The following is an 18062-nucleotide window of genomic DNA, read 5'->3' as shown; positions in this document are numbered from 1 at the left end:
GTAAGCGTCCAGTCGTTCCACCTGTGCTAACGCCGCCAAAACAGTCATCCTTATTATTTTTTAACGAGGATGAGCAATGGCCTTATCAAAACAGTGGCTCGATCATATCGAAGCCTGGCACCGTAGCGGTTTAAAGCAGTCGGCGTATTGCCGGCAGCACGGCCTGGATACCCATACGTTTGCCGCCCGACTATCGGATTACCGAAAGCGCGAGCGGATGTCTCCGCCGACCTTGATCCCGGTCCAGGTTCAAAGCGCAACAGCGCATGCCGAATGTCTGGTGTTGCAGTGCGGCCAAGGCCATCGCCTGGAACTGCCGCCGACCATTTCAGCCGTCTGGCTGGCGGAGCTGCTGCGATGCCTGGCTTGATCGAAGCCCCGCCACAGATTTGGCTGGCCGTCGAGCCGGTGGATCTGCGCCGGGGCATTGACGGCCTGTCGGCCATCGTGCAGCAGGCGTTGGAGCAGGCGTTGGAGCAGGCGCCGTGCGCGGGCTCGGCGTTCGTGTTCCGCAACCGGGCGGGCAATCGCCTGAAACTGCTGCTGTGGGACGGTAACGGCGTCTGGTTGTGCCAGCGGCGGCTGCATCGCGGCCATTTCATCTGGCCCCGGGATGGCGACCGCTGTTTCTCGATCAGTCAGGCGCAATGGCAGTGGCTGATCGCCGGCGTGGACTGGCAGCGGTTGTCGGTTTTGCCGCCGGCCGATTGGCAGGTCTGAAAGGCCGGGTAAAATGACCTGAAACCCAGTAAAAACAAGGCATGCAGCGGTTTTTCAGGGTATAATGTCGGCCATGAATCCGCTCGCCGAACTCGATCAATTGAACCTCGACCCCGCCGCCAAAACGCAGGTGGCGGCCGTCGTGCAGGCGCTGCTCGAGCAGGCCAATCAGTCTGTCGCGCAGCTGCAAGCCAAGGATGCCGAACTGCAAGCCAAGAACGCCGAGATCGAGCAAAAGGACTTCAAGATCCAGGCCCTGACCCTGGAGCTGGCGCATATCCGGCGGATCCGCTACGGCGTCAAAAGCGAGGCCCTGGCGCCGTTNCAACGCGATGTGTTCGAGGAANCCTGGAACACTGACCTGTCCGCCATCGAAGCCGAAATCGNGCANCTCGCCGATNCCNCGCCCGGCACGACCGTGGCCAAGCCCAAACGGCCGCGTGCCGGCCGCCAGCCGTTGCCGGCGCATCTGCCGCGCATCGAGCACCGCCACGAACCGGACCGCTGCACGTGCGGGCAGTGCGGCCAGGCGCTGGTCAAGATCGGCGAGGATGTCACCGAACAACTCGACGTCGAGCCTGCCAAATTCTTCGTGCATCGCCACATCCGTCCCCAATACGCCTGCCGCGCTTGCGAGACCGTGACGGCGGCGCCGATCCCGCCGGCCGTGATCGACGGCGGCCTGGCGGNCGTCGGCCTGNTGGCCTGGGTGCTGATCGGCAAATACGCCGACCACCTGCCGCTGTACCGNCTGGAGCAGATCGCCGCCCGTGACCAGGTCAGCCTGTCCCGCTCGACCTTGGCCGACTGGGTCGGCCGCGTGGGCGTGGCGCTGCAGCCGCTGGTCGACCGGTTGACCTGGCATCTGCTGCAAGGCAACAGCCTGCATGCCGATGAGACGCCGGTGGCGCAACTGGACCCCGGTCAGGGCAAGACCCGCAAGGCGTATCTGTGGGCTTATCGCAGCAACGACCTGGCGCCGGGGCCGCACATCATCGTCTTCGATTATCAGCCGGGACGCAGCGGTGCGCATGCGCGGCAGTTCCTGGGCGCCTGGCAAGGCCATCTGCTGGTCGATGACTATGGCGGCTATAAAGCCCTGTTCGCCGGCGACAGCCAGACGGCCTGTATCGAACTGGGCTGTTGGGCGCATGTCCGTCGCAAGTTCTTCGACCTGCATAAGGCCAATGGCAGCCCTATGGCGCTGGCCGCCCTGGAGCGTATCGGCCTGCTGTATGCCGTTGAGGCGGCAGGCCGGGGCCTGGACAGCGAAGCCCGAAAGCAACTGCGCGCGGATCGAAGCCAGCCTGTGCTTGAGGCCTTGCATGACTGGCTGCACCAAACCCGTCTTCGCACGGCGCCCAATACCGGCGCCGCCAAAGCCATCGACTACGCCCTGAAGCGCTGGCCGGCACTGGTCCGCTATGCCGAAACCGGTGACCTGCCGATCGATAATAACCCGGTGGAGAACAGCATCCGGCCTATCGCCCTGGGTAAGAAGAATTGGTTGTTCGCTGGCTCCGAGCGTGCCGGCCGCCGTGCGGCCGCCATTCAGACCTTGCTCGGCACCGCCCGGCTCAATGGCCTCGATCCGGCTGCCTGGCTGAAAGAGACGCTGGCAAAGCTGCCGGTCTGGCCGAACAGTCGCATTGACGAATTATTGCCCCTGGCACCGGAGTTCATTGAAACGCTAAAGCAGCAATAATGCCAGGTGGTGGGACTGGATGCTTACAGAAAAGGCGTAATTTCGTGAGGATACCTCTTAATCTGAGCTCCTTGATTTGCCCCTTTGATTTCCGGCGTGTCATTTAAAGCAGGAAAGGATGCTGTTCTTATTGTTCTGCTTCTTCATGCCCCAATTGTTGAGTGCTTTCGCGCTGTTACTGGCGTCGCCCCAAACGTTGTACTCGGAACTGATTCGTGTGAGCCCGGATTCGATTGCGTAATAAATGTTTAAAATGATCGTGCGCAGCTTCTCCCGGTCGTTCCGGTCTTCATAGGGAAGCCACTTGATCATCGATTTGATGTGGTCTTTGGCGCTGCTGGTAATTCTGTCGGGAAGAACGCCGTCATTGTAGCCGTAGCCGGATGAGCGCACATATCGCGTCACTCGGTCCGCTGGAATGTAGTCGTCATCAATGCCGCTTTTTTTCTTCAATTTGTTGAGGAAACACAGCAACCGTTTGCGCTGCTCTTTGTTTGGATAGGTGGACGGCTGGTAGAGCGCCTCATAATAGACCGAGTTGATGACGCGGTCGTAACGCTGTTCTGGTGTCAGGGGATCGTGCGGGTTTACGGGCTTCGGCTTCGGTTTGGGAACTGGCGGTTTGGGAAGAACGCCGGTGATCTCGCCCGGCGGTTTTATCCCTACTTCCTTAATCAACTCGGTTTCCGTCTTGGCCCCGACCCAACCGTCGTCGATCAATCCCTGATAGGATTGGAAAGACAGAACCGCGGTTCTGGTATTTGAGCCAAATATTCCATCCGGTGTTAAGCCCATTCCCGCGCCGGTCGTGTTGAGACTCTCTTGGAGCCAAACGACATATTCCGGCGTCAGATGATTGGCTTTGATCATCTTGTTCTGATCGCCCGAATCCATGTGGCCGGTCTGCGGACTGGCATAAGCGAATTGAAACTCCTGCACATATTCACGATAGCCTGGTGTGGGTATGCCGTCGATTTTCATTGCCGTACCCAGTAACCGGTTTAATGACCGCTGCACCCAGCTGATATATTGTTTCTCAGTAAGTACCATAGTTACTATAGCCTCCCTCTGTTAGCCTGCTAAGCCGGTCGTCATTAATGTTCTTGAGAACCTTGCTCTCTCACTGGCATGTGTGCAACGGTTGCGGCTTTAATCTTGAAAGCAGCTCTAGTATGGGATCTCTTTACACTGCCAGATAATATTAGGGTAGTCCTCGCTCGACGCGCCCCCGATTGGACTGGATCTTACCATGATGATGCGAACTTGCCGCAACTCCAATTCGGACTCTTTTTATTGTACCGGCTCTTTTTAGCGCGAATTAGATTTAGAAGAGTCTCAGAAAGTAAATCACCATGTGTCTTAAAGTCAATCAAAAAATACTGATGCGTCAACATTTTGCGAACACAGGGGTAAGCGGCTTCTCGCAGCGGAAGCCGGAACCCGGCCTCTAAACAAGCCTGGGCTTGCGGCCTTCCAGTAAATCCAGGTCTTTGATCAAGTATTCGACCAGGCGGTCACGAAAGAGACGGACTCTGGCGGTCGTTCGCAAATCGACATGGCTGAGTACCCAAATATCAAGGCCCGGTTCAATATATTCGACCGGCATGCGTACCAGTTCATCCGCCTCATCGCCCAAAGGGCATGGAAGTAAGGCCAGACCCAGGCCGGCTTTACACATTTCGAACATCACCACGGCGGAATTGGTGCGATAGATCCGTTTGAGCTTGGGAAAGTTTTTCTTGATCCAATATGGCAGGGTGACGCCGTCACCCACCCAGGTAATGCAGGGCGGCTTGTTGGGATTCATGTTTTGAAGCAGGTCCTCGTGCCCGTACACATGGAAAGCCATCGTGCCAATGTGTTTTCCGACTAAATTGGGCGGCGGCGTATTGGTGGCGCGAATCGCGATATCCACGTCGTGCGCGGCCAAGTTCAATTCTTCTTCAACGGCGATCAATTCGATGTCGACGTCCGGGTGCGCCTGTTTAAAATCGCGGATCGCCGGCAGCACAAAACGCTTGACGCAAACATCCGAAACGGCAAGCCTGACCAGGCCCGAAACTTCCTTGGAATCGAACTCGACTTTTCGCTGAACGGCATTGACGCTGTCAGCCATTTCTTCGGCAAACTCGACAATCTTTTCGCCGGTGGGCGTAATCACCCAGCCTTTTGTCGTCCGGTCAAACAGTGTCTTGCCAAGTTGCAATTCCAGACTGGCAATCCGGCGGCTCACGGTCGATGGGTTTACATGCAACCGTTTTCCAGCTTCAGAGACATTGCTGGAACGGACGACTTCGATGAAATAGCGCAGATCATCCCAGTTCAAGTCATGCATATTTGCAACCAATGTATGCCAAATTCTGCATTGTATATGCATTTACTTCATTACCGCCAGCCAAGTAGAATTGGGCCGATCTTTATTCGCCATAACGGAGCTGGCGCTTGCCATTCTCTGAAATGGGCGATGGAGTTCGTTTTTGTCCTTATATTACGTATTTTAGAGAGTTATTTATGGCAGATTATGAAGGCGATGTCGTCACCCCTTACGATCAGGATCTCGGACCTGTACTTTTCGATCATTATGGGGCCGATACCGCGAAACGCGTCGCAGAACGGTCAGTCCGCGACGTACTCGAAATTGCCGCGGGCACGGGAATCGTTACCCGTCACTTGCGAGATGTGCTTCCCAAAGACGCGCGACTGACCGCGATCGATATCAGTGATTCCATGATGGAGGCCGCTCGCAAAAAATTTCATCCCCACGAGCAGGTCACGTTTCAAGTCGCCGACGCCACGGCGCTGCCGTTCGATGACAAGGAGTTCGATACGGTGGTCTGCCAGTTTGGGGTCATGTTCTTCGATAAAGAGGCGGGATTTCGCGAGGCGTACCGGACCTTGAAGCGCGGCGGGCGGTACTTGTTCCGTGTCTGGGATTCGGAACACTATAACCCATACGCCAGCTTGACTTTTGAGGTACTGAAGCAATTCTATCCGTCGAACACGCCCCGGTTCCTGTTCGATACCGTTGCCTGCCATCAAATCGACCCGATCAAGGAAAAGCTGATTCGTACCGGCTTTGATCGGATTGTGGTCTCAGTCCATCGCAAGGAACACGACATTCTGGATGTGGAAGCCTTCGCGCGGGCGCTGGTTTACACTCCGATTATCGCGGAGATAAAAGCACGCGGCGGCGTCGATCCCGAGGAGATAACCGAGGCGCTGACGAAGGTGCTGATAAGAGAATATGGCTCGAATCCCACGCGCTATCCGATGCAAGCCATATTGTTTGAAGCGGAAAAACCCTGAGTGTTGACGCGTCGGTGTCCGGCGATGCCGGCGCGGGAAAATGAAAGAAGAGGGCAGGTTTTGGCAAGCACGCACGCTATTGACTGCTATATTGCAGGATCTGACCCTGTTTTATTCCGTAACCCACAAGTATAACTGATGCCTAACGAATAAGGTTAGCCATGGCACTACTACTCGAGCAGCATTCGCATTAACAAAGCGAACTCTGGAACTTCTTTGAACTGCTTGATATCAGACGAAACTGGATGCCAGCTAGAAATTGAACTCGTACACAAGTGAGCTACAACCTTTGCCTTGAGGTCAACGGGGAATAAACCCACTGGAATCCAGTACAAATCCAATCCTCTCAACGGGTTTGGCACGGTAGATCCACACTTCCTGCAGAAATCCGACCTGAAACCTGTCTCTTTGACCCATGAGCCTATGTGATTAGAAGCCTTCAAGAATCTGAAATTATCACTTTTGACTATCGTTGCTGAATTCGAACTTGAACCACTTTGCTTTTTACACAATGAGCAGTGACATTGATAGATATTAAATTCATCCCCATCAACCTCGAATTCAACGCTACCGCACAAACAACTTCCTATCATTATTTTTTCCTTTTGCTAACGTAAAGCATAACCCGCGTAGTGAAGCGAACTCGGGTTAATGCGTTGGTTAAGGTTTTCACGAGACGGCCTCAAACAAACCGATTGCAAGGCCGTAGGTGCGATTAGCGAAGCGCAATCGCACCTACGGCTTATCGATCGCGATGGCGACGGGAGCCACCATCTGCTGCGCGGCACAGCCGTTGACGATCCGCCAGGAGCGCCAACGCATCACCGCGGCATCAGCGCGAACACACCCCAGCCCAGGTATTCACGCGTGTAAGCGGCGTAGCGCTCGGGTTCCGAGGTCAGTTTGGCTCGAACATCTTTCGCGAGCTCGTCGTCGGGATTGGCTTCAAGCCATCGGCGCATGGTGAGCCATTTGGCCGCCTCGTATCTATCCCAGCCGTCTTGGTCAGCCAGAACCATTTCAACGACGTCATGGCCAAGGTGGCCGAAAGACGCGATAAGTTCTGGAAGCATGAGAAAGTCGGAGATTGAGTTGGCAAGACACCCTTTGGCAACATCTTCCGTCGGCGGTAACTGCCGCCAGTAGGGCTCGCCGATGAGTATGATCCCTCCGTTGCGCAGGCTCCGCGCCAGAAGCTCGATAGTGCCGACGACTCCACCAGCGATCCAAGTGGCACCAACACAGGCTGCCAAATCGACCTTCTCGTCAGAGACGTAGCCCGCAGCATCGCCATGGATGAACTTGACTTGATCGGCGACACCGAGTTCTACAGCACGGAGTTTCGCTTGCTCGGTGAACAACTGGCTCATGTCGATGCCGGTGCCGATGATGCCGTGATCGCGTGCCCAGGTGCATAGCATCTCCCCCGAACCGCTGCCGAGGTCGAGCACTCTGGCCCCCGATTCCAGACGCAGCGCCGCTCCGAGAGTGGCGAGCTTTTCGGGTGTGATCGGGTTGTGGATGCGGTGAGCACTTTCAGTGATGTTGAATATTCGTGGGATGTCCACTGTGGAAAATCTCCTTACGGGGGTGAATAGATTCGGTCAGGGCCTAACGCCACGCAGCACGCGTGGCTTTGCAGTGGAGGCGAAGCCGCAACGGAAAAGCCATCGCCGTGACTGCGTTTGTTGTGCGGGGGCTACTGCATTCACACGCAGCCTTCAGCCAGTATAAGTTTACTAACCGTTGCCTTGTGTCGGATAGCGAACAGCGGCTGAGCTTCTGGGTCATTGAGAAACTCTTTGGCTTCTGATGGCGAAGGAAACTCGAGGACCACAACCCTTTCCGGCTGCCAATCACCCTCCATAACTTCGGGAACGACGCCCTGGACGATGTACCGGCCGCCGTGCTTTTCGATGAAGGCAGGTATTTTCTCGATGTATACCTTGAATTCGGCGTAGTTTTCGACCTTAAGGTCCAGGATCAAATATCCTTTCATTCGAAGCTCCTGTGTATTTCGCTCTAAGGGCCGTAGGTGCGATTAGCGCGCGTAATCGCACCTACGGCCCTTCATTGCGCGACTTCGTGCCTCACCTAACCTTATTCATTATGAGGCGAACCCTCATTTCGCCTCATCAACCATTTGCTTGGTTTTGTCCTCAACTTCTCTCGCAACTTGCGCCAATGCGGTATCCTGGGATAATGCCGAAAGCATTTCGGCCGGCTTGATCAGGCCGATCTTCGTTTTACCTTTTTCCGTGAATACAGAGATACGACACGGTAGCGCCATGTTTAGGCGCATGTCGGTTGACAGAACCTTCGCAGCCTGCCCCGGATTGCAGACCTCGAAAATCTTACACTGCTCATCAAACGAAATGCCTTTACTGCGAAGGGTGGTTCCCAAGTCGTGGACATGCATTACTCCGAAACCGTGCCGTTTGACAGCGGAATCAAGGTCCACCGACGCCTGTTCGAATGATTTGGCGGTCTCAACAATGTAGTACATGAATTACCTCCATCTTTGTAGTCGACACATAACAAGTAATTCTCTATCTGTATATCTTACATGCAGGACCATAGCATCAAAACAATTTTTCTGAAAACATTGTAGTTCGGTGCGGCTAGCATAACTGGAGGCATATTTAACCTGTGTTGGCGACGATAAAAACATGCGTGCGATTACGCTGCGCTAATCGCACCTACGGTCCTGAGGCTAGTTACCCCCGGTTACCCGATTAGGACGGCAGGGGTGAGATGATATCGTCATAAGTGATAGGAAATCGAATTGCGTTATCAGGATATAGATCCATAAGAAAGAATCGCTTTTTTTGATTCTGAAAATGGCGATCTTCCTGCGCCAACCCCTCCTTGATACGGCGACGCACCTCGCTTACACCTAAAGCTTTACATTTTGGGTCTTTCATCGCCTGCGTTACTAGATCCTCAATTCGCGCTTGCTTCCCCTTTCCCTGGCAGCTGGTTCTGTGGTAAGCAATGTACGCAAGCTTGAACAACCCAATACTGGATAGGAAATGATATGGTCGATCTTGTCCCTGCACTCCCCTGTTAAGCGCCAGTATTGCATCATTGCCATTCAAGGATTCGAAAAATTTGCGATAGAAGGCTGCGAAATCGCGCTTCACTTCTAGGTCCATCACTTCGTCTTCAGGCCCGATCACCGCCCAGAAAGGAGCTCGATCTAATTGAGTACATACGTTTATTAAATGAATCCCATTGCAAGCCGCTACAACGATGACAACATTGAGGTTGCTCGCAATGCTAATTCTAATCAGTGCATCTCGAAGCTCATGCCATTCAATAATTTGGTCGTTGCCTAACTGCAATCCTTCCTTTCCACCGTGGCACTCAAAGTGGAGTATTGGGAATAGCCCGCGTTCAGATTCGCTCTTTACTTGCTCCAGCGCTTCAAAGAACGTGTCGCGATCAACAGGGCATTCTATGCCAACGTGAAGGTCAGGATTCGATTGTGAAATGGGAAGCAAAACATCGTTATACAGACTCTTTCCTGTTTCTACGTCCCCTGGACGAAGAGACTCAATGATCCATACCTTATTAAATTCTGTGCCTGTGTCCATATGAAGTCCTAACAAGTGATTCTCTAGTTCTGCATATCTTACCTGCTGACCACAGCATCAAAACAATTTTTCTGCACACATTGTGGATTCTAAGCGGGATAACATACATAATTTTCACGGTAGACAGATCGAGATAACTCGACTCAGGATGGCGTTTCGCCCCGCTTTACAGTATCTTTCCGCTTGCCGTTGACTGGGGCAAATTGTTGTAATACCCGGTTTTATCGATAATAAGCACTTAAATTGACAACTGTATAAAAATGCACAGATGGAAGTTTTAGTTCAATACAGAGGATTTCATTGATGTCAGGATTTTTTTCGAAACAGCGTACCGTCGCCAAACCCGGCTATAACCGCTGGATGGTGCCGCCGGCGGCCTTGTCGGTTCATCTTTGTATCGGCCAGGCGTACGCTTTCAGTGTCTTTAATAATCCGTTGACGCGGGTGATAGGCGTTACCGAGTCGACTCCGGACGACTGGAAATTAACCACACTGGGCTGGATTTTCAGTCTGGCTATCGTCTTTCTGGGACTTTCCGCGGCTTTCGGCGGCAAATGGCTGGAGAAGGTGGGCCCGAGGCTGACGATGTTCGTGGCGGCCTGCTGCTTCGGCGGCGGTTTCTTTATTTCGGCTCTGGGCATTTACCTGCATCAAATCTGGTTGATCTATCTGGGTTATGGCGTGATCGGCGGCATCGGCCTGGGTCTGGGCTATGTTTCGCCGGTTTCGACCCTGATCAAGTGGTTTCCCGACCGCCGGGGCATGGCGACCGGCATGGCGATCATGGGCTTCGGCGGCGGCGCGATGATAGGCGCGCCGCTCTCGGTACTGCTGATGGATCAGTTTAAATCCGCCGCCTCGGTCGGGGTCATGGAGACCTTTTTGGTCATGGGCGGTATTTATTTCCTGTCCATGTTCATAGGGTCATTGACCATCCGGACGCCGCCCGAAAACTGGCAGCCGGCCGGCTGGGTGCCGCCGGTGGTCGAGAATAAAATGATCACCAAAAAGCATGTGCATATCGACCAGGCGTTAAAAACGCCGCAGTTTTATCTGCTCTGGCTGATACTGTGCCTGAACGTGACGGCCGGCATCGGCGTGCTGGGCCAGGCTTCGGTGATGATTCAGGAAATGTTCAAGGGTGCGGTAACGCCCGCGGCGGCGGCCGGTTTTGTCGGACTGCTCAGCCTGTTCAATATGGGCGGCCGGTTTTTCTGGTCTTCCGCATCGGATTTCATCGGCCGCAAAAACACCTATTTTATTTTCTTTGTGCTCGGCATAGCGCTTTACGCCACTGTTCCTTCGGTGGGCGCGGCCGGCAACATGGGCTTGTTCATCGCGTTGTACGCGGTCATCCTGAGCATGTACGGCGGCGGGTTTTCGACGATTCCCGCTTATCTGGCCGATATTTTCGGCACCCGATACGTGGGCGGCATTCATGGCCGGCTGCTGACCGCCTGGTCAACGGCCGGCGTCCTGGGACCCGTGCTGGTCAATTACATTCGCGAGTTTCAGATTGAACAGGGCATTGCCAGGGCGGACGCCTATAACGTGACGATGTATATCATGGCGGGCATTTTGTGCCTGGGCTTTATTTGCAATTTGATGGTCAGGCCGGTGCATGAAAAACATCATATGCGGCACGAGGCGACCGATGAAGAGGGCGGGGTTTCCCGCGCAGCGACTGCCTGTACGCGCGGCTGAAACCGGAACAGTCAACCCTTGGCCGATCAATAACATTCTGGAAACGATATGAACCAACCAAAGTCCTTTAAACCGCTTGATTTTTTATTCCTGCTGCTCTTCTGGCTGTATGTCACGGTTCCGCTGGCATGGGGGATCTGGTCGACGCTGCGGAAAGCGCTGGCCTTGTTTAACTAAGGAACGCGCACAAAATAACTTCCTCAAGTGTGCGGATGAATTTCCGGTGTAGGTGCGGATTTATTTATGCCCTATGGGTACTTGTGTCCTTCAGGGTATCAACACAGTGCGAATGAATTCGCACCTACAATTCCCTGATTTATTCGATGCGCTACTACAAGGCCAGTATTTTTTCGAAGTCGGCGGCAAGCGGAGGCTTAAACGTGTCGGGCGGGCGACAGGCTCCGTCCCTGACGTTTTCATCGCGATCAGACCCCGCTAATCAACATTCCGTCAAGTTCACCGCCAGACCGCCGCGTGAGGTTTCCTTGTATTTGGTTTTCATGTCGGCGCCCGTTTCACGCATGGTTTTGATCACTTTATCCAGCGACACGAAATGCGTTCCGTCGCCGCGCAAAGCGATACGCGCGGCGTTGATGGCCTTGACCGAGCCCATGGCGTTGCGCTCGATGCAGGGTACCTGAACCAGGCCGCCCACCGGATCGCAGGTCAGGCCCAGATTATGCTCCATGCCGATTTCGGCGGCATTTTCGACTTGTTGCGGCGTGCCGCCCAAGACTTCCGCCAAGGCGCCGGCCGCCATGGAGCAGGCGACGCCGATTTCACCCTGGCAGCCGACTTCGGCGCCGGAAAGCGATGCGTTTTCCTTGTATAAAATGGCAATCGCGGCGGCCGTCAGTAAAAACCGGATCACGCCGTCTTCATCGGCGCCTTTACAGAATCGCCAGTAGTAATGCAGCACCGCCGGGATGATGCCCGCCGCGCCGTTGGTCGGCGCGGTCACGACCCTGCCGCCGGCGGCGTTTTCCTCGCTGACGGCCAGCGCAAACAGGTTGACCCAGTCCAGCGTGCCTACCGGCAGGCTGGAGGTTTGCCGGGGGATCTGGCCGGTCAATTGCTGGTACAGATTGGGCGCCCGGCGTTTAACCTTCATGCCGCCCGGCAATGTGCCTTCCTCGCGAATTCCTCTTTCCACGCAGGCCTGCATGACCTGCCAGATTTTGAGCAGATTTTCCCTGATATCCTTTTCGCCGCGCCAGGCTTTTTCATTGTTCAGTATCAGCGTACTGATCGGCTTGTTATGGGTAGCGCAAAGTTTCAGTAATGCCGCGGCGGATTTAAACGGATACGGCAGACAGGTGTCGTCATCGGACAAACGGTCTGCCGCCGCCGTGTGTTCCGTGACCACAAAGCCGCCGCCGATCGAGTAATAGTCTTTTTGCATCAGTTCGGTTTCCGAGGAATCGAAAACGGTAAAACGCAAGCCATTTGCATGATAGGGCAGGGCCCGGCGATGAAACAGCAGATGCGCTTTTTCCTCGAATCGGACCGGCCATCGCCTTAACAACCGGATCTGTCCGTTTTGCCTGATGACTTCGAGACGTTCCTGAATGATCGAAGGATCGATCAAATCCGGCGCCTCGCCCTCAAGTCCCAGCATGACGGCTTTATCTGTCCCGTGGCCTTTCCCCGTGGCGCCTAAAGAACCGTATAACTCAATCGTTATGCGGTTAATTTTGTCCATGCATCCGGATTTTTCCAGATTAACGGCAAACTCCATTGCCGCGCGCATCGGGCCCACGGTATGGGAACTCGACGGGCCGATGCCTATTTTAAAAATATCGAAAACACTGATGGCCATAAAACGAATCCTGTGACAGATGAGTATTGCATCCCGAAGCATAGCAGGATGATGGGTATTGATTTAAAAGCACGGAGTCAGGTTTTGCAATCGAATTCTGAGAGGGGAACTGCGGAGACGCCGGGCTTAAAGACGTTTTCCCAGCTCTAAGTAATGGGCATGGAATAAACCAGGGAATTCGCACCTACAGCGGAAATTCATCCGCGAACTGGTTTCAGGCAGTCATTTTCAGCCAAATCCTTAGGCCCGTGACAGGAAACGGGCGGTTTATAAGGCAAATGCCACCAGAAAAATAAAGCCGGCCACGGCCAGCGAGCCATGAAGCAAGGCCAGCCATTTGGGGATGGATTTACCGGTAATGTCGAGGACGCTGATGGCCGCGCCGCCGATCGCCGCGATAATGAATAAAGCCAGGCTGGCTATGGGCGCGGGCCTGTATTGAAAGGAATAGATGATCAAAAGAATCAGTCCGATAGCGGCTACCGGGCCATGAATAAAAGTAACGGCTTTGGGCGTTTCCTTGTTTTTCAGTATAAACACTAAAAGAAAAACGCCGAGTAGGGCCGCAAATGCAAATAAGTCAATGGCGGTAATGATCATGCCCGATGCTCCGCGAATTATGGCAGGTTGTTGGTTTCTTTTTTCGGCAAGTCCGCGATGGCCGGCCCTTCGATCACCTGGCCGTCAACGGTAAAACGGCTGCCATGACAGGGGCAATCCCAGCTTTTTGCTTCCTCGTTCCAGTTGACGATGCATTTCATGTGCGTGCAGACGGCTGAGACCAGATGGAGTTCCGCGCTCTCATCACGGTAGGCGGCGAATTTCTCGCCTTCGATTTCAACGGTTTTGCCTTCGCCGGGCACGATGCTGGAAACCGTTTCAACGTCGGCATGGTAAGGAATATCCTTCAAGTACTGGGCAAAGACATTAACGTTTTCCTTGATGAAGCGGCCCGCTGTCTTGAGCGGGTTATGCCGGTGGGGGGCATAAACTTCCGACCACGGGTTTTTGATGCCCAGGATCAAATCGCTGATGATCATGGCGGCCAGCGTGCCATACGTTAGCCCATCCGCAGCGAAGCCAGTGGCGATATAAACGCTGGATTTCGGGTGGAGGGCGCCTATGTAAGGTAAGCTGTCGGCCGCTTTATAATGCTGCGCGCTCCAGCGGTATTCCACGGATTTAACGTCGAAACGTCTTCTCAGGTAGGCTTCCAGGCTATCAAAGCAGGCTTCGTTGGCTTCTTTCTGGCCGACCTTATGCGGTTCGCCCAGGACCAGCAGATAGCTTTCCCCGCTTTTGCTGGTATAGGTGCGTATTGAATAGTGATGGGGCTTATTGAGCACCCAACAAATGCCTTCGGGGTAATCCCCCGAATTCAGCTTGGCCGCGAGCACATATTCCCTATAGGGTCCCAGCAGGCTGTGGACTGCCATGATGCCTTTCGGCGAATGCGTCGCATGGATGATGTTTTCGGCTGTCACCGAGCCGTTTTCCGTATACAGGATATTCGGCGAGCCTTCCTTGATGCTGACGACCTTGCTGTGTTCGAATATCGCGCAGCCGGTCCCCTGGATATGCGTGGCCAGCGCCTTGACATACTGCATGGGATTGAATTGCGCCTGGTCATCGATGCGAAGCGCGGCGTTGATATAGAAAGGCACGGGAGCCATGGTGTCTATGTAGGCTTCCAGGCCGGCTTCCAGGCAGGCCTGGTATTCCCTTTGCAGGGTGCTGGTGTCGTCTTCGGTTTCCGATATCAGGCGAAAAGGCGTTCTGTGGAAATCACAATCAATGGAAAATCCGCGAATGATGTTTTCAACTTGCTGGATGGCGGCAGTGCGCGAGGCGGCCACGTCATGAATGGTATCGGTATCGAACTTGGATTGGAGTATATAAAGCCGCTCATCGACAACGGCATAGAGATTGCCGGTGGAAAAACCGGTGGTGCCGCCGCCGATTTGCTGCGCTTCAAGCACGGCAACGCTTTTGCCGGCATGCGCTAGCAGATAGCCGGCGGTTATGCCGGTAATGCCGCCGCCGATAATCGCGACATCCACGTTTAAATCTGTCTGCAGAGGACTGTAATGACTGGCTTCGGCATCGTCTTTCCAAACGGAAGTTTTTTTCATAAATACCTCTGTCCATGGTCTGATCAAGAAGAATTTATCGAAGTTTAACGGTTAAAAAACAGCTGTATATGACAAAAGTCAGGGAAAATAGCAGAGGTGGAATTATTCTCATTCAGTATCCATGCTTCTCAAAAGGTACGCACTGCGTACCCTAGTGTGCCCAGCATGGGCCAAAACTAGTTACCTGAAAGGAGGTAACCGGAAGTAGTAACGACAACCGTAGCGAAACCGCAAGGGGGAAGCCGCGAGGCCAGCCTGAAAGAAGCGGATAGCAAATGCACGACCGTAGGAACACGAACAAGCAGAGAGGCCGGATGTGGGCGATGAGTGTGCTAGGAAACACGAAATCCAACCGTTACCGAAAGACACATCAAGTAGAGCTTGGCGGCACGGGCAGACAGTTTAGGCACCTTACCTGGGGAGATCTCCTAAATGAGAGTTTGGGAGAAGTCAGCAGAGGCCGTAGTAGTGAGGAAGTGCCTGTAATGGGCATGGAGCGAAGGGCTGAAGAATCAAGTTCATTAAACCCAACGAGGCTAATCGGACGCGCATAGTATTCTGAAACAAGCGGGCGTTGCAACTGCGGCAACCACCCCCTTGGCGGGAAATCAACTAGTAAAGTGGATTCTTTAACGAACAAGATCGCGTGGGATGCAAGCTACGATTAGCGGTAAAAGGCGAAAGAGAAAATGACAGAAGAGTTACTGATGGATGCCATGTTCAACTGGCTAACCCTGCAAGAAGCGTTTGACGCGGTAAAGCGCAATAAAGGCGCAGCAGGAATAGACGGGCGAAGCATTGCAGAGACTGAGCAGCATTTAGAGCAGCACTGGGAAGCAATAGAAGCCAAGTTAAGAAAGGGAAGTTATATCCCGAGTCCCGTGAAAGCGGTGACCATTCCAAAACCGAATGGAGGCGAGCGCGTGCTGGGGATACCGACGGTGCAAGATCGAGTCATACAGCAAGCGATGCAACAAATCTTAACGATAAAAGTTCGACAGCGGGTTTAGTCAATATAGCTATGGCTATCGCCCTTATCGCAGCGCGCAGGATGCCGTGAAACAAGCTCGAAATTTTGTTCAGCAGGGTAAAAGTTGGGTAGTGGACATCGACATCAAGGCGTTCTTCGATGAAGTGAATCACGATATTTTTACTGCATCAAATCAGCCGGAAAATATCAGACCGCCAAGTGTTAGGCCTGATAAGAGCGTATCTGAAAGCGGGTGTAGTGAAAGACGGAAAAGTAGAACGACGGTATAAAGGAGTTCCGCAAGGTAGCCCGTTGAGTCCCTTGCTTGCAAATATTTACCTGGACAAATTGGACAAAGAACTGGAAAAGCGAGAACTGAGTTTTTGCCGCTACGCAGACGATATTTACCTCTATGTGAGTAGCGAACGCAGTGCGCAACGAGTCTTGAAAAGTCTGACGTTATGGATAGAAAAGCACTTAAGCCTGACCGTCAACCAAAACAAAAGCGGAACGGGGCGACCTTGGGATAGTCAGTTTCTTGGTTTTAGAATAACGGAAACATACGAAATCGCGACTAGCCAAAAAAGTATCGACCGCTATAAAGCCAAAGTACGCGAACTCTGGGATGCTCGGCAAAGCTTGACCAGTAACGAGTTGGTTGAGCAGTGGCGGCAATACGTTGTAGGTTGGTGGAATTATTTCAAACTCACTACCGACCGCCAACATCTCCTGAAATGGGAAGGCTGGACGCGCCGTCATATGCGAAAATGTTTCTGGTTACGCTGGCATAACAAAAAGGGGCGACTGAAGGCTTTGCGCCGATTAGGTGCGACACCAAGGCAACAAGAAACCGCGAACAGTACACGCGGAGCTTGGCGAATAGCGAAAAGCCCAGCACTACACAGAGCGTTGAGTAATGCCACGTTGAGACAATATGGGTTATGTGTACCATCAGAACTATCAACGGCCTAAGCCGTTGGATTCAACCGCCGGATGCGGAAAACCGCATGTCCGGTGGTGTGGCAGAGGTGACGGGCGCAATCCCGTCACCCCGAGCCGATCATTTTTGTGGCTTTGTGGCTTTGTGGCTTTGTGAGCGGCGTGTTTTCGGTGTGCTTTAAATCGGTAAGGGCACGTGCTTCCAGCCCAGTTCCGCGATGACGCGGTTGTAGGCCTGATCGAGCGGAGCGGTGATATTCACGGCGGCGCCGGAATAGGGGTGGGTGAATGTCAGGCCGGTCGCCGCCAATAACAGTTGATGACAGTCGAAATGGTTTCTGAAAAAATCGTTATGCCGGCCGTCGCCGTGCGTGGTGTCGCCGACGATGGGGTGGAAGATATGTTTCATATGCCGCCTGATCTGATGCTTGCGTCCGGTTTCGGGCGTTATTCGCAGCAGGGAATAACGGCAAGTCGGGTAGCGTCCCACGGCATGAGGCAGCTCGGTTGTCGCCAGGCGCTGGTAATGCGTGACGGCGGCCTGGGCCGGCTTGTCCGGGTCGGCTTTGGCATCGGTCATCTTGTCCAGTTCTTCCTTCAGCGGATAATCGATGGTGTCGGTTTCGGCGGTGTGGCCGCGCACCACGGCCAGATAGGTTTTGCCGATGCCGTCGCCCATGAAGACGGCCGTCATTGCTCTTGCCGCGTCCGAATTTAATGCGAACAGCAGCACCCCCGCGGTCGGTTTATCGAGCCGGTGCACCGGAAATACGTGGCGGCCAAGCTGGTCGCGCAATATCTGCACGGCAAACCGGGTTTCACGCCGGTCGATTTCGGAGCGGTGCACGAGCAGGCCGGCCGGTTTGTCGATGGCAACGAAGTGGTCATCCTGATAGAGAATTTTCATGAAGGCATAGCGGTAATCTGGTTCATGGCCGAGGCAAGCAGTTGCAGTTTCTCGGTACGGGGCAGTTTCTTGATGGCGCTTTCGCGTTTGCTGGCGGAGCTGCGGTCATGTCCGGTTTCGACATAAACCAGGGCTTCGGGTTGGCGCCCGCGAAAATATTTGGCGCCCAGGCCATCGGTATGTTGCTGAAAGCGTCTTTGGACATCATTGGTGATGCCCGTGTAAAGCGAGCCGTCACTGCAACGGATCATATAGACACACCAG

The 18062-nt window shown here is 53.9% G+C and carries 21 protein-coding genes; 9 read left to right on the top strand and 12 right to left on the bottom strand.

What is annotated here, in order from left to right; genetic code table 11:
- Nucleotides 1–76: 76 nt before the first annotated feature.
- The 3 genes from tnpA (at nt 77) to tnpC (ending at nt 2425) form a co-directional block, all read left to right on the top strand.
- Nucleotides 77–370, top strand: a complete 294-nt coding sequence (gene tnpA, locus METMA_RS0122760; RefSeq protein ID WP_020161432.1) for an IS66 family insertion sequence element accessory protein TnpA — start codon at nt 77–79, stop codon at nt 368–370.
- Nucleotides 358–720, top strand: coding sequence for an IS66 family insertion sequence element accessory protein TnpB (gene tnpB, locus METMA_RS0122755; protein WP_020161431.1), 363 nt, complete (start codon nt 358–360; stop codon nt 718–720). Before tnpA ends, tnpB begins: the two co-directional genes overlap by 13 nt.
- A 73-nt stretch (nt 721–793) precedes the next feature.
- Nucleotides 794–2425: an IS66 family transposase gene (gene tnpC / locus METMA_RS0122750; protein WP_040591484.1), complete on the top strand. Its 1632-nt coding sequence runs from the start codon at nt 794–796 to the stop codon at nt 2423–2425.
- Between the two features lie 99 nt (nt 2426–2524).
- Here the strand turns inward: tnpC and METMA_RS0122745 are convergent, their stop codons facing one another.
- Nucleotides 2525–3406 (bottom strand): peptidoglycan-binding domain-containing protein, encoded by an 882-nt coding sequence (locus METMA_RS0122745; RefSeq protein ID WP_198014584.1) that lies wholly within the window; start codon nt 3404–3406, stop codon nt 2525–2527.
- 466 nt (nt 3407–3872) lie between these two features.
- On the bottom strand, nt 3873–4760 hold the full coding sequence (locus METMA_RS0122740; RefSeq protein ID WP_156830596.1) for a LysR family transcriptional regulator: 888 nt from the start codon (nt 4758–4760) through the stop codon (nt 3873–3875).
- Between the two features lie 176 nt (nt 4761–4936).
- Here METMA_RS0122740 and METMA_RS0122735 point away from each other — a divergent pair, with 176 nt between their 5' ends.
- Nucleotides 4937–5731, top strand: coding sequence for a class I SAM-dependent methyltransferase (locus tag METMA_RS0122735; RefSeq protein WP_027147553.1), 795 nt, complete (start codon nt 4937–4939; stop codon nt 5729–5731).
- Nucleotides 5732–5901: 170 nt separating this feature from the next.
- On the opposite strand, the gene METMA_RS28265 is transcribed toward METMA_RS0122735, so the two are convergent.
- The 5 genes from METMA_RS28265 to METMA_RS0122710 form a co-directional block, all read right to left on the bottom strand.
- Nucleotides 5902–6324 carry a GFA family protein gene (locus METMA_RS28265; RefSeq protein ID WP_084254171.1) on the bottom strand — a complete coding sequence of 141 codons (423 nt, stop codon included), beginning with the start codon at nt 6322–6324 and terminating at the stop codon, nt 5902–5904.
- 228 nt (nt 6325–6552) lie between these two features.
- Nucleotides 6553–7299, bottom strand: coding sequence for an SAM-dependent methyltransferase (locus METMA_RS0122725; protein WP_020161426.1), 747 nt, complete (start codon nt 7297–7299; stop codon nt 6553–6555).
- A 140-nt stretch (nt 7300–7439) separates the two neighbouring features.
- A complete protein-coding gene (locus tag METMA_RS0122720) occupies nt 7440–7730 on the bottom strand; it encodes a DUF1330 domain-containing protein (RefSeq protein ID WP_020161425.1) in 291 nt (96 codons plus the stop codon).
- A 123-nt stretch (nt 7731–7853) separates the two neighbouring features.
- On the bottom strand, nt 7854–8237 hold the full coding sequence (locus METMA_RS0122715; protein WP_020161424.1) for a DUF302 domain-containing protein: 384 nt from the start codon (nt 8235–8237) through the stop codon (nt 7854–7856).
- 229 nt (nt 8238–8466) lie between these two features.
- Nucleotides 8467–9327: a hypothetical protein gene (locus METMA_RS0122710; protein WP_020161423.1), complete on the bottom strand. Its 861-nt coding sequence runs from the start codon at nt 9325–9327 to the stop codon at nt 8467–8469.
- 303 nt (nt 9328–9630) lie between these two features.
- On the opposite strand from METMA_RS0122710, the gene METMA_RS0122705 reads away from it, so the two are divergent.
- Together METMA_RS0122705 and METMA_RS28100 are read left to right on the top strand one after the other, a co-directional pair.
- Nucleotides 9631–11031: an L-lactate MFS transporter gene (locus tag METMA_RS0122705; RefSeq protein ID WP_020161422.1), complete on the top strand. Its 1401-nt coding sequence runs from the start codon at nt 9631–9633 to the stop codon at nt 11029–11031.
- 48 nt (nt 11032–11079) lie between these two features.
- Nucleotides 11080–11208 carry an MFS transporter small subunit gene (locus METMA_RS28100; protein WP_020161421.1) on the top strand — a complete coding sequence of 43 codons (129 nt, stop codon included), beginning with the start codon at nt 11080–11082 and terminating at the stop codon, nt 11206–11208.
- A gap of 262 nt (nt 11209–11470) precedes the next feature.
- On the opposite strand, the gene METMA_RS0122690 is transcribed toward METMA_RS28100, so the two are convergent.
- From METMA_RS0122690 to METMA_RS0122680, 3 genes are all read right to left on the bottom strand, one after another.
- On the bottom strand, nt 11471–12850 hold the full coding sequence (locus METMA_RS0122690) for an L-serine ammonia-lyase (protein ID WP_020161419.1): 1380 nt from the start codon (nt 12848–12850) through the stop codon (nt 11471–11473).
- 267 nt (nt 12851–13117) lie between these two features.
- Complete coding sequence (locus METMA_RS0122685) at nt 13118–13450, bottom strand: hypothetical protein (protein ID WP_020161418.1); 333 nt, start codon at nt 13448–13450, stop codon at nt 13118–13120.
- 17 nt (nt 13451–13467) lie between these two features.
- Nucleotides 13468–14982 carry an FAD-dependent oxidoreductase gene (locus METMA_RS0122680; protein ID WP_020161417.1) on the bottom strand — a complete coding sequence of 505 codons (1515 nt, stop codon included), beginning with the start codon at nt 14980–14982 and terminating at the stop codon, nt 13468–13470.
- A gap of 689 nt (nt 14983–15671) precedes the next feature.
- On the opposite strand from METMA_RS0122680, the gene METMA_RS26740 reads away from it, so the two are divergent.
- Genes METMA_RS26740 through METMA_RS28095 form a run of 3 tightly spaced genes read left to right on the top strand, consistent with a single transcriptional unit; the run spans nt 15672 to nt 16924 of the window.
- Nucleotides 15672–15992 carry a reverse transcriptase family protein gene (locus METMA_RS26740; protein WP_020161416.1) on the top strand — a complete coding sequence of 107 codons (321 nt, stop codon included), beginning with the start codon at nt 15672–15674 and terminating at the stop codon, nt 15990–15992.
- Between the two features lie 46 nt (nt 15993–16038).
- The gene (locus METMA_RS28260) at nt 16039–16242 is read left to right on the top strand and encodes an RNA-dependent RNA polymerase family protein (protein ID WP_084254170.1); all 204 of its coding nucleotides are present in this window, start codon (nt 16039–16041) and stop codon (nt 16240–16242) included.
- Nucleotides 16172–16924 (top strand): reverse transcriptase domain-containing protein, encoded by a 753-nt coding sequence (locus METMA_RS28095; protein WP_020161415.1) that lies wholly within the window; start codon nt 16172–16174, stop codon nt 16922–16924. Before METMA_RS28260 ends, METMA_RS28095 begins: the two co-directional genes overlap by 71 nt.
- Before the next feature lie 145 nt (nt 16925–17069).
- Here the strand turns inward: METMA_RS28095 and truC are convergent, their stop codons facing one another.
- Together truC and METMA_RS0122665 are read right to left on the bottom strand one after the other, a co-directional pair.
- The gene (truC, locus tag METMA_RS0122670; RefSeq protein ID WP_020161414.1) at nt 17070–17798 is read right to left on the bottom strand and encodes a tRNA pseudouridine(65) synthase TruC; all 729 of its coding nucleotides are present in this window, start codon (nt 17796–17798) and stop codon (nt 17070–17072) included.
- Nucleotides 17795–18049 carry a GIY-YIG nuclease family protein gene (locus tag METMA_RS0122665; RefSeq protein ID WP_232216414.1) on the bottom strand — a complete coding sequence of 85 codons (255 nt, stop codon included), beginning with the start codon at nt 18047–18049 and terminating at the stop codon, nt 17795–17797. The genes truC and METMA_RS0122665 overlap by 4 nt, the downstream gene beginning before the upstream one ends.
- Nucleotides 18050–18062: the final 13 nt, after the last annotated feature.

Origin of the sequence: Methylobacter marinus A45, assembly GCF_000383855.1 — a bacterium.
GTDB classification, from domain to species: domain Bacteria; phylum Pseudomonadota; class Gammaproteobacteria; order Methylococcales; family Methylomonadaceae; genus Methylobacter; species Methylobacter marinus.
The sequence above is the reverse complement of the archived record's forward strand: the minus strand, read 5'-3'. Positions and strand labels throughout refer to the sequence as shown.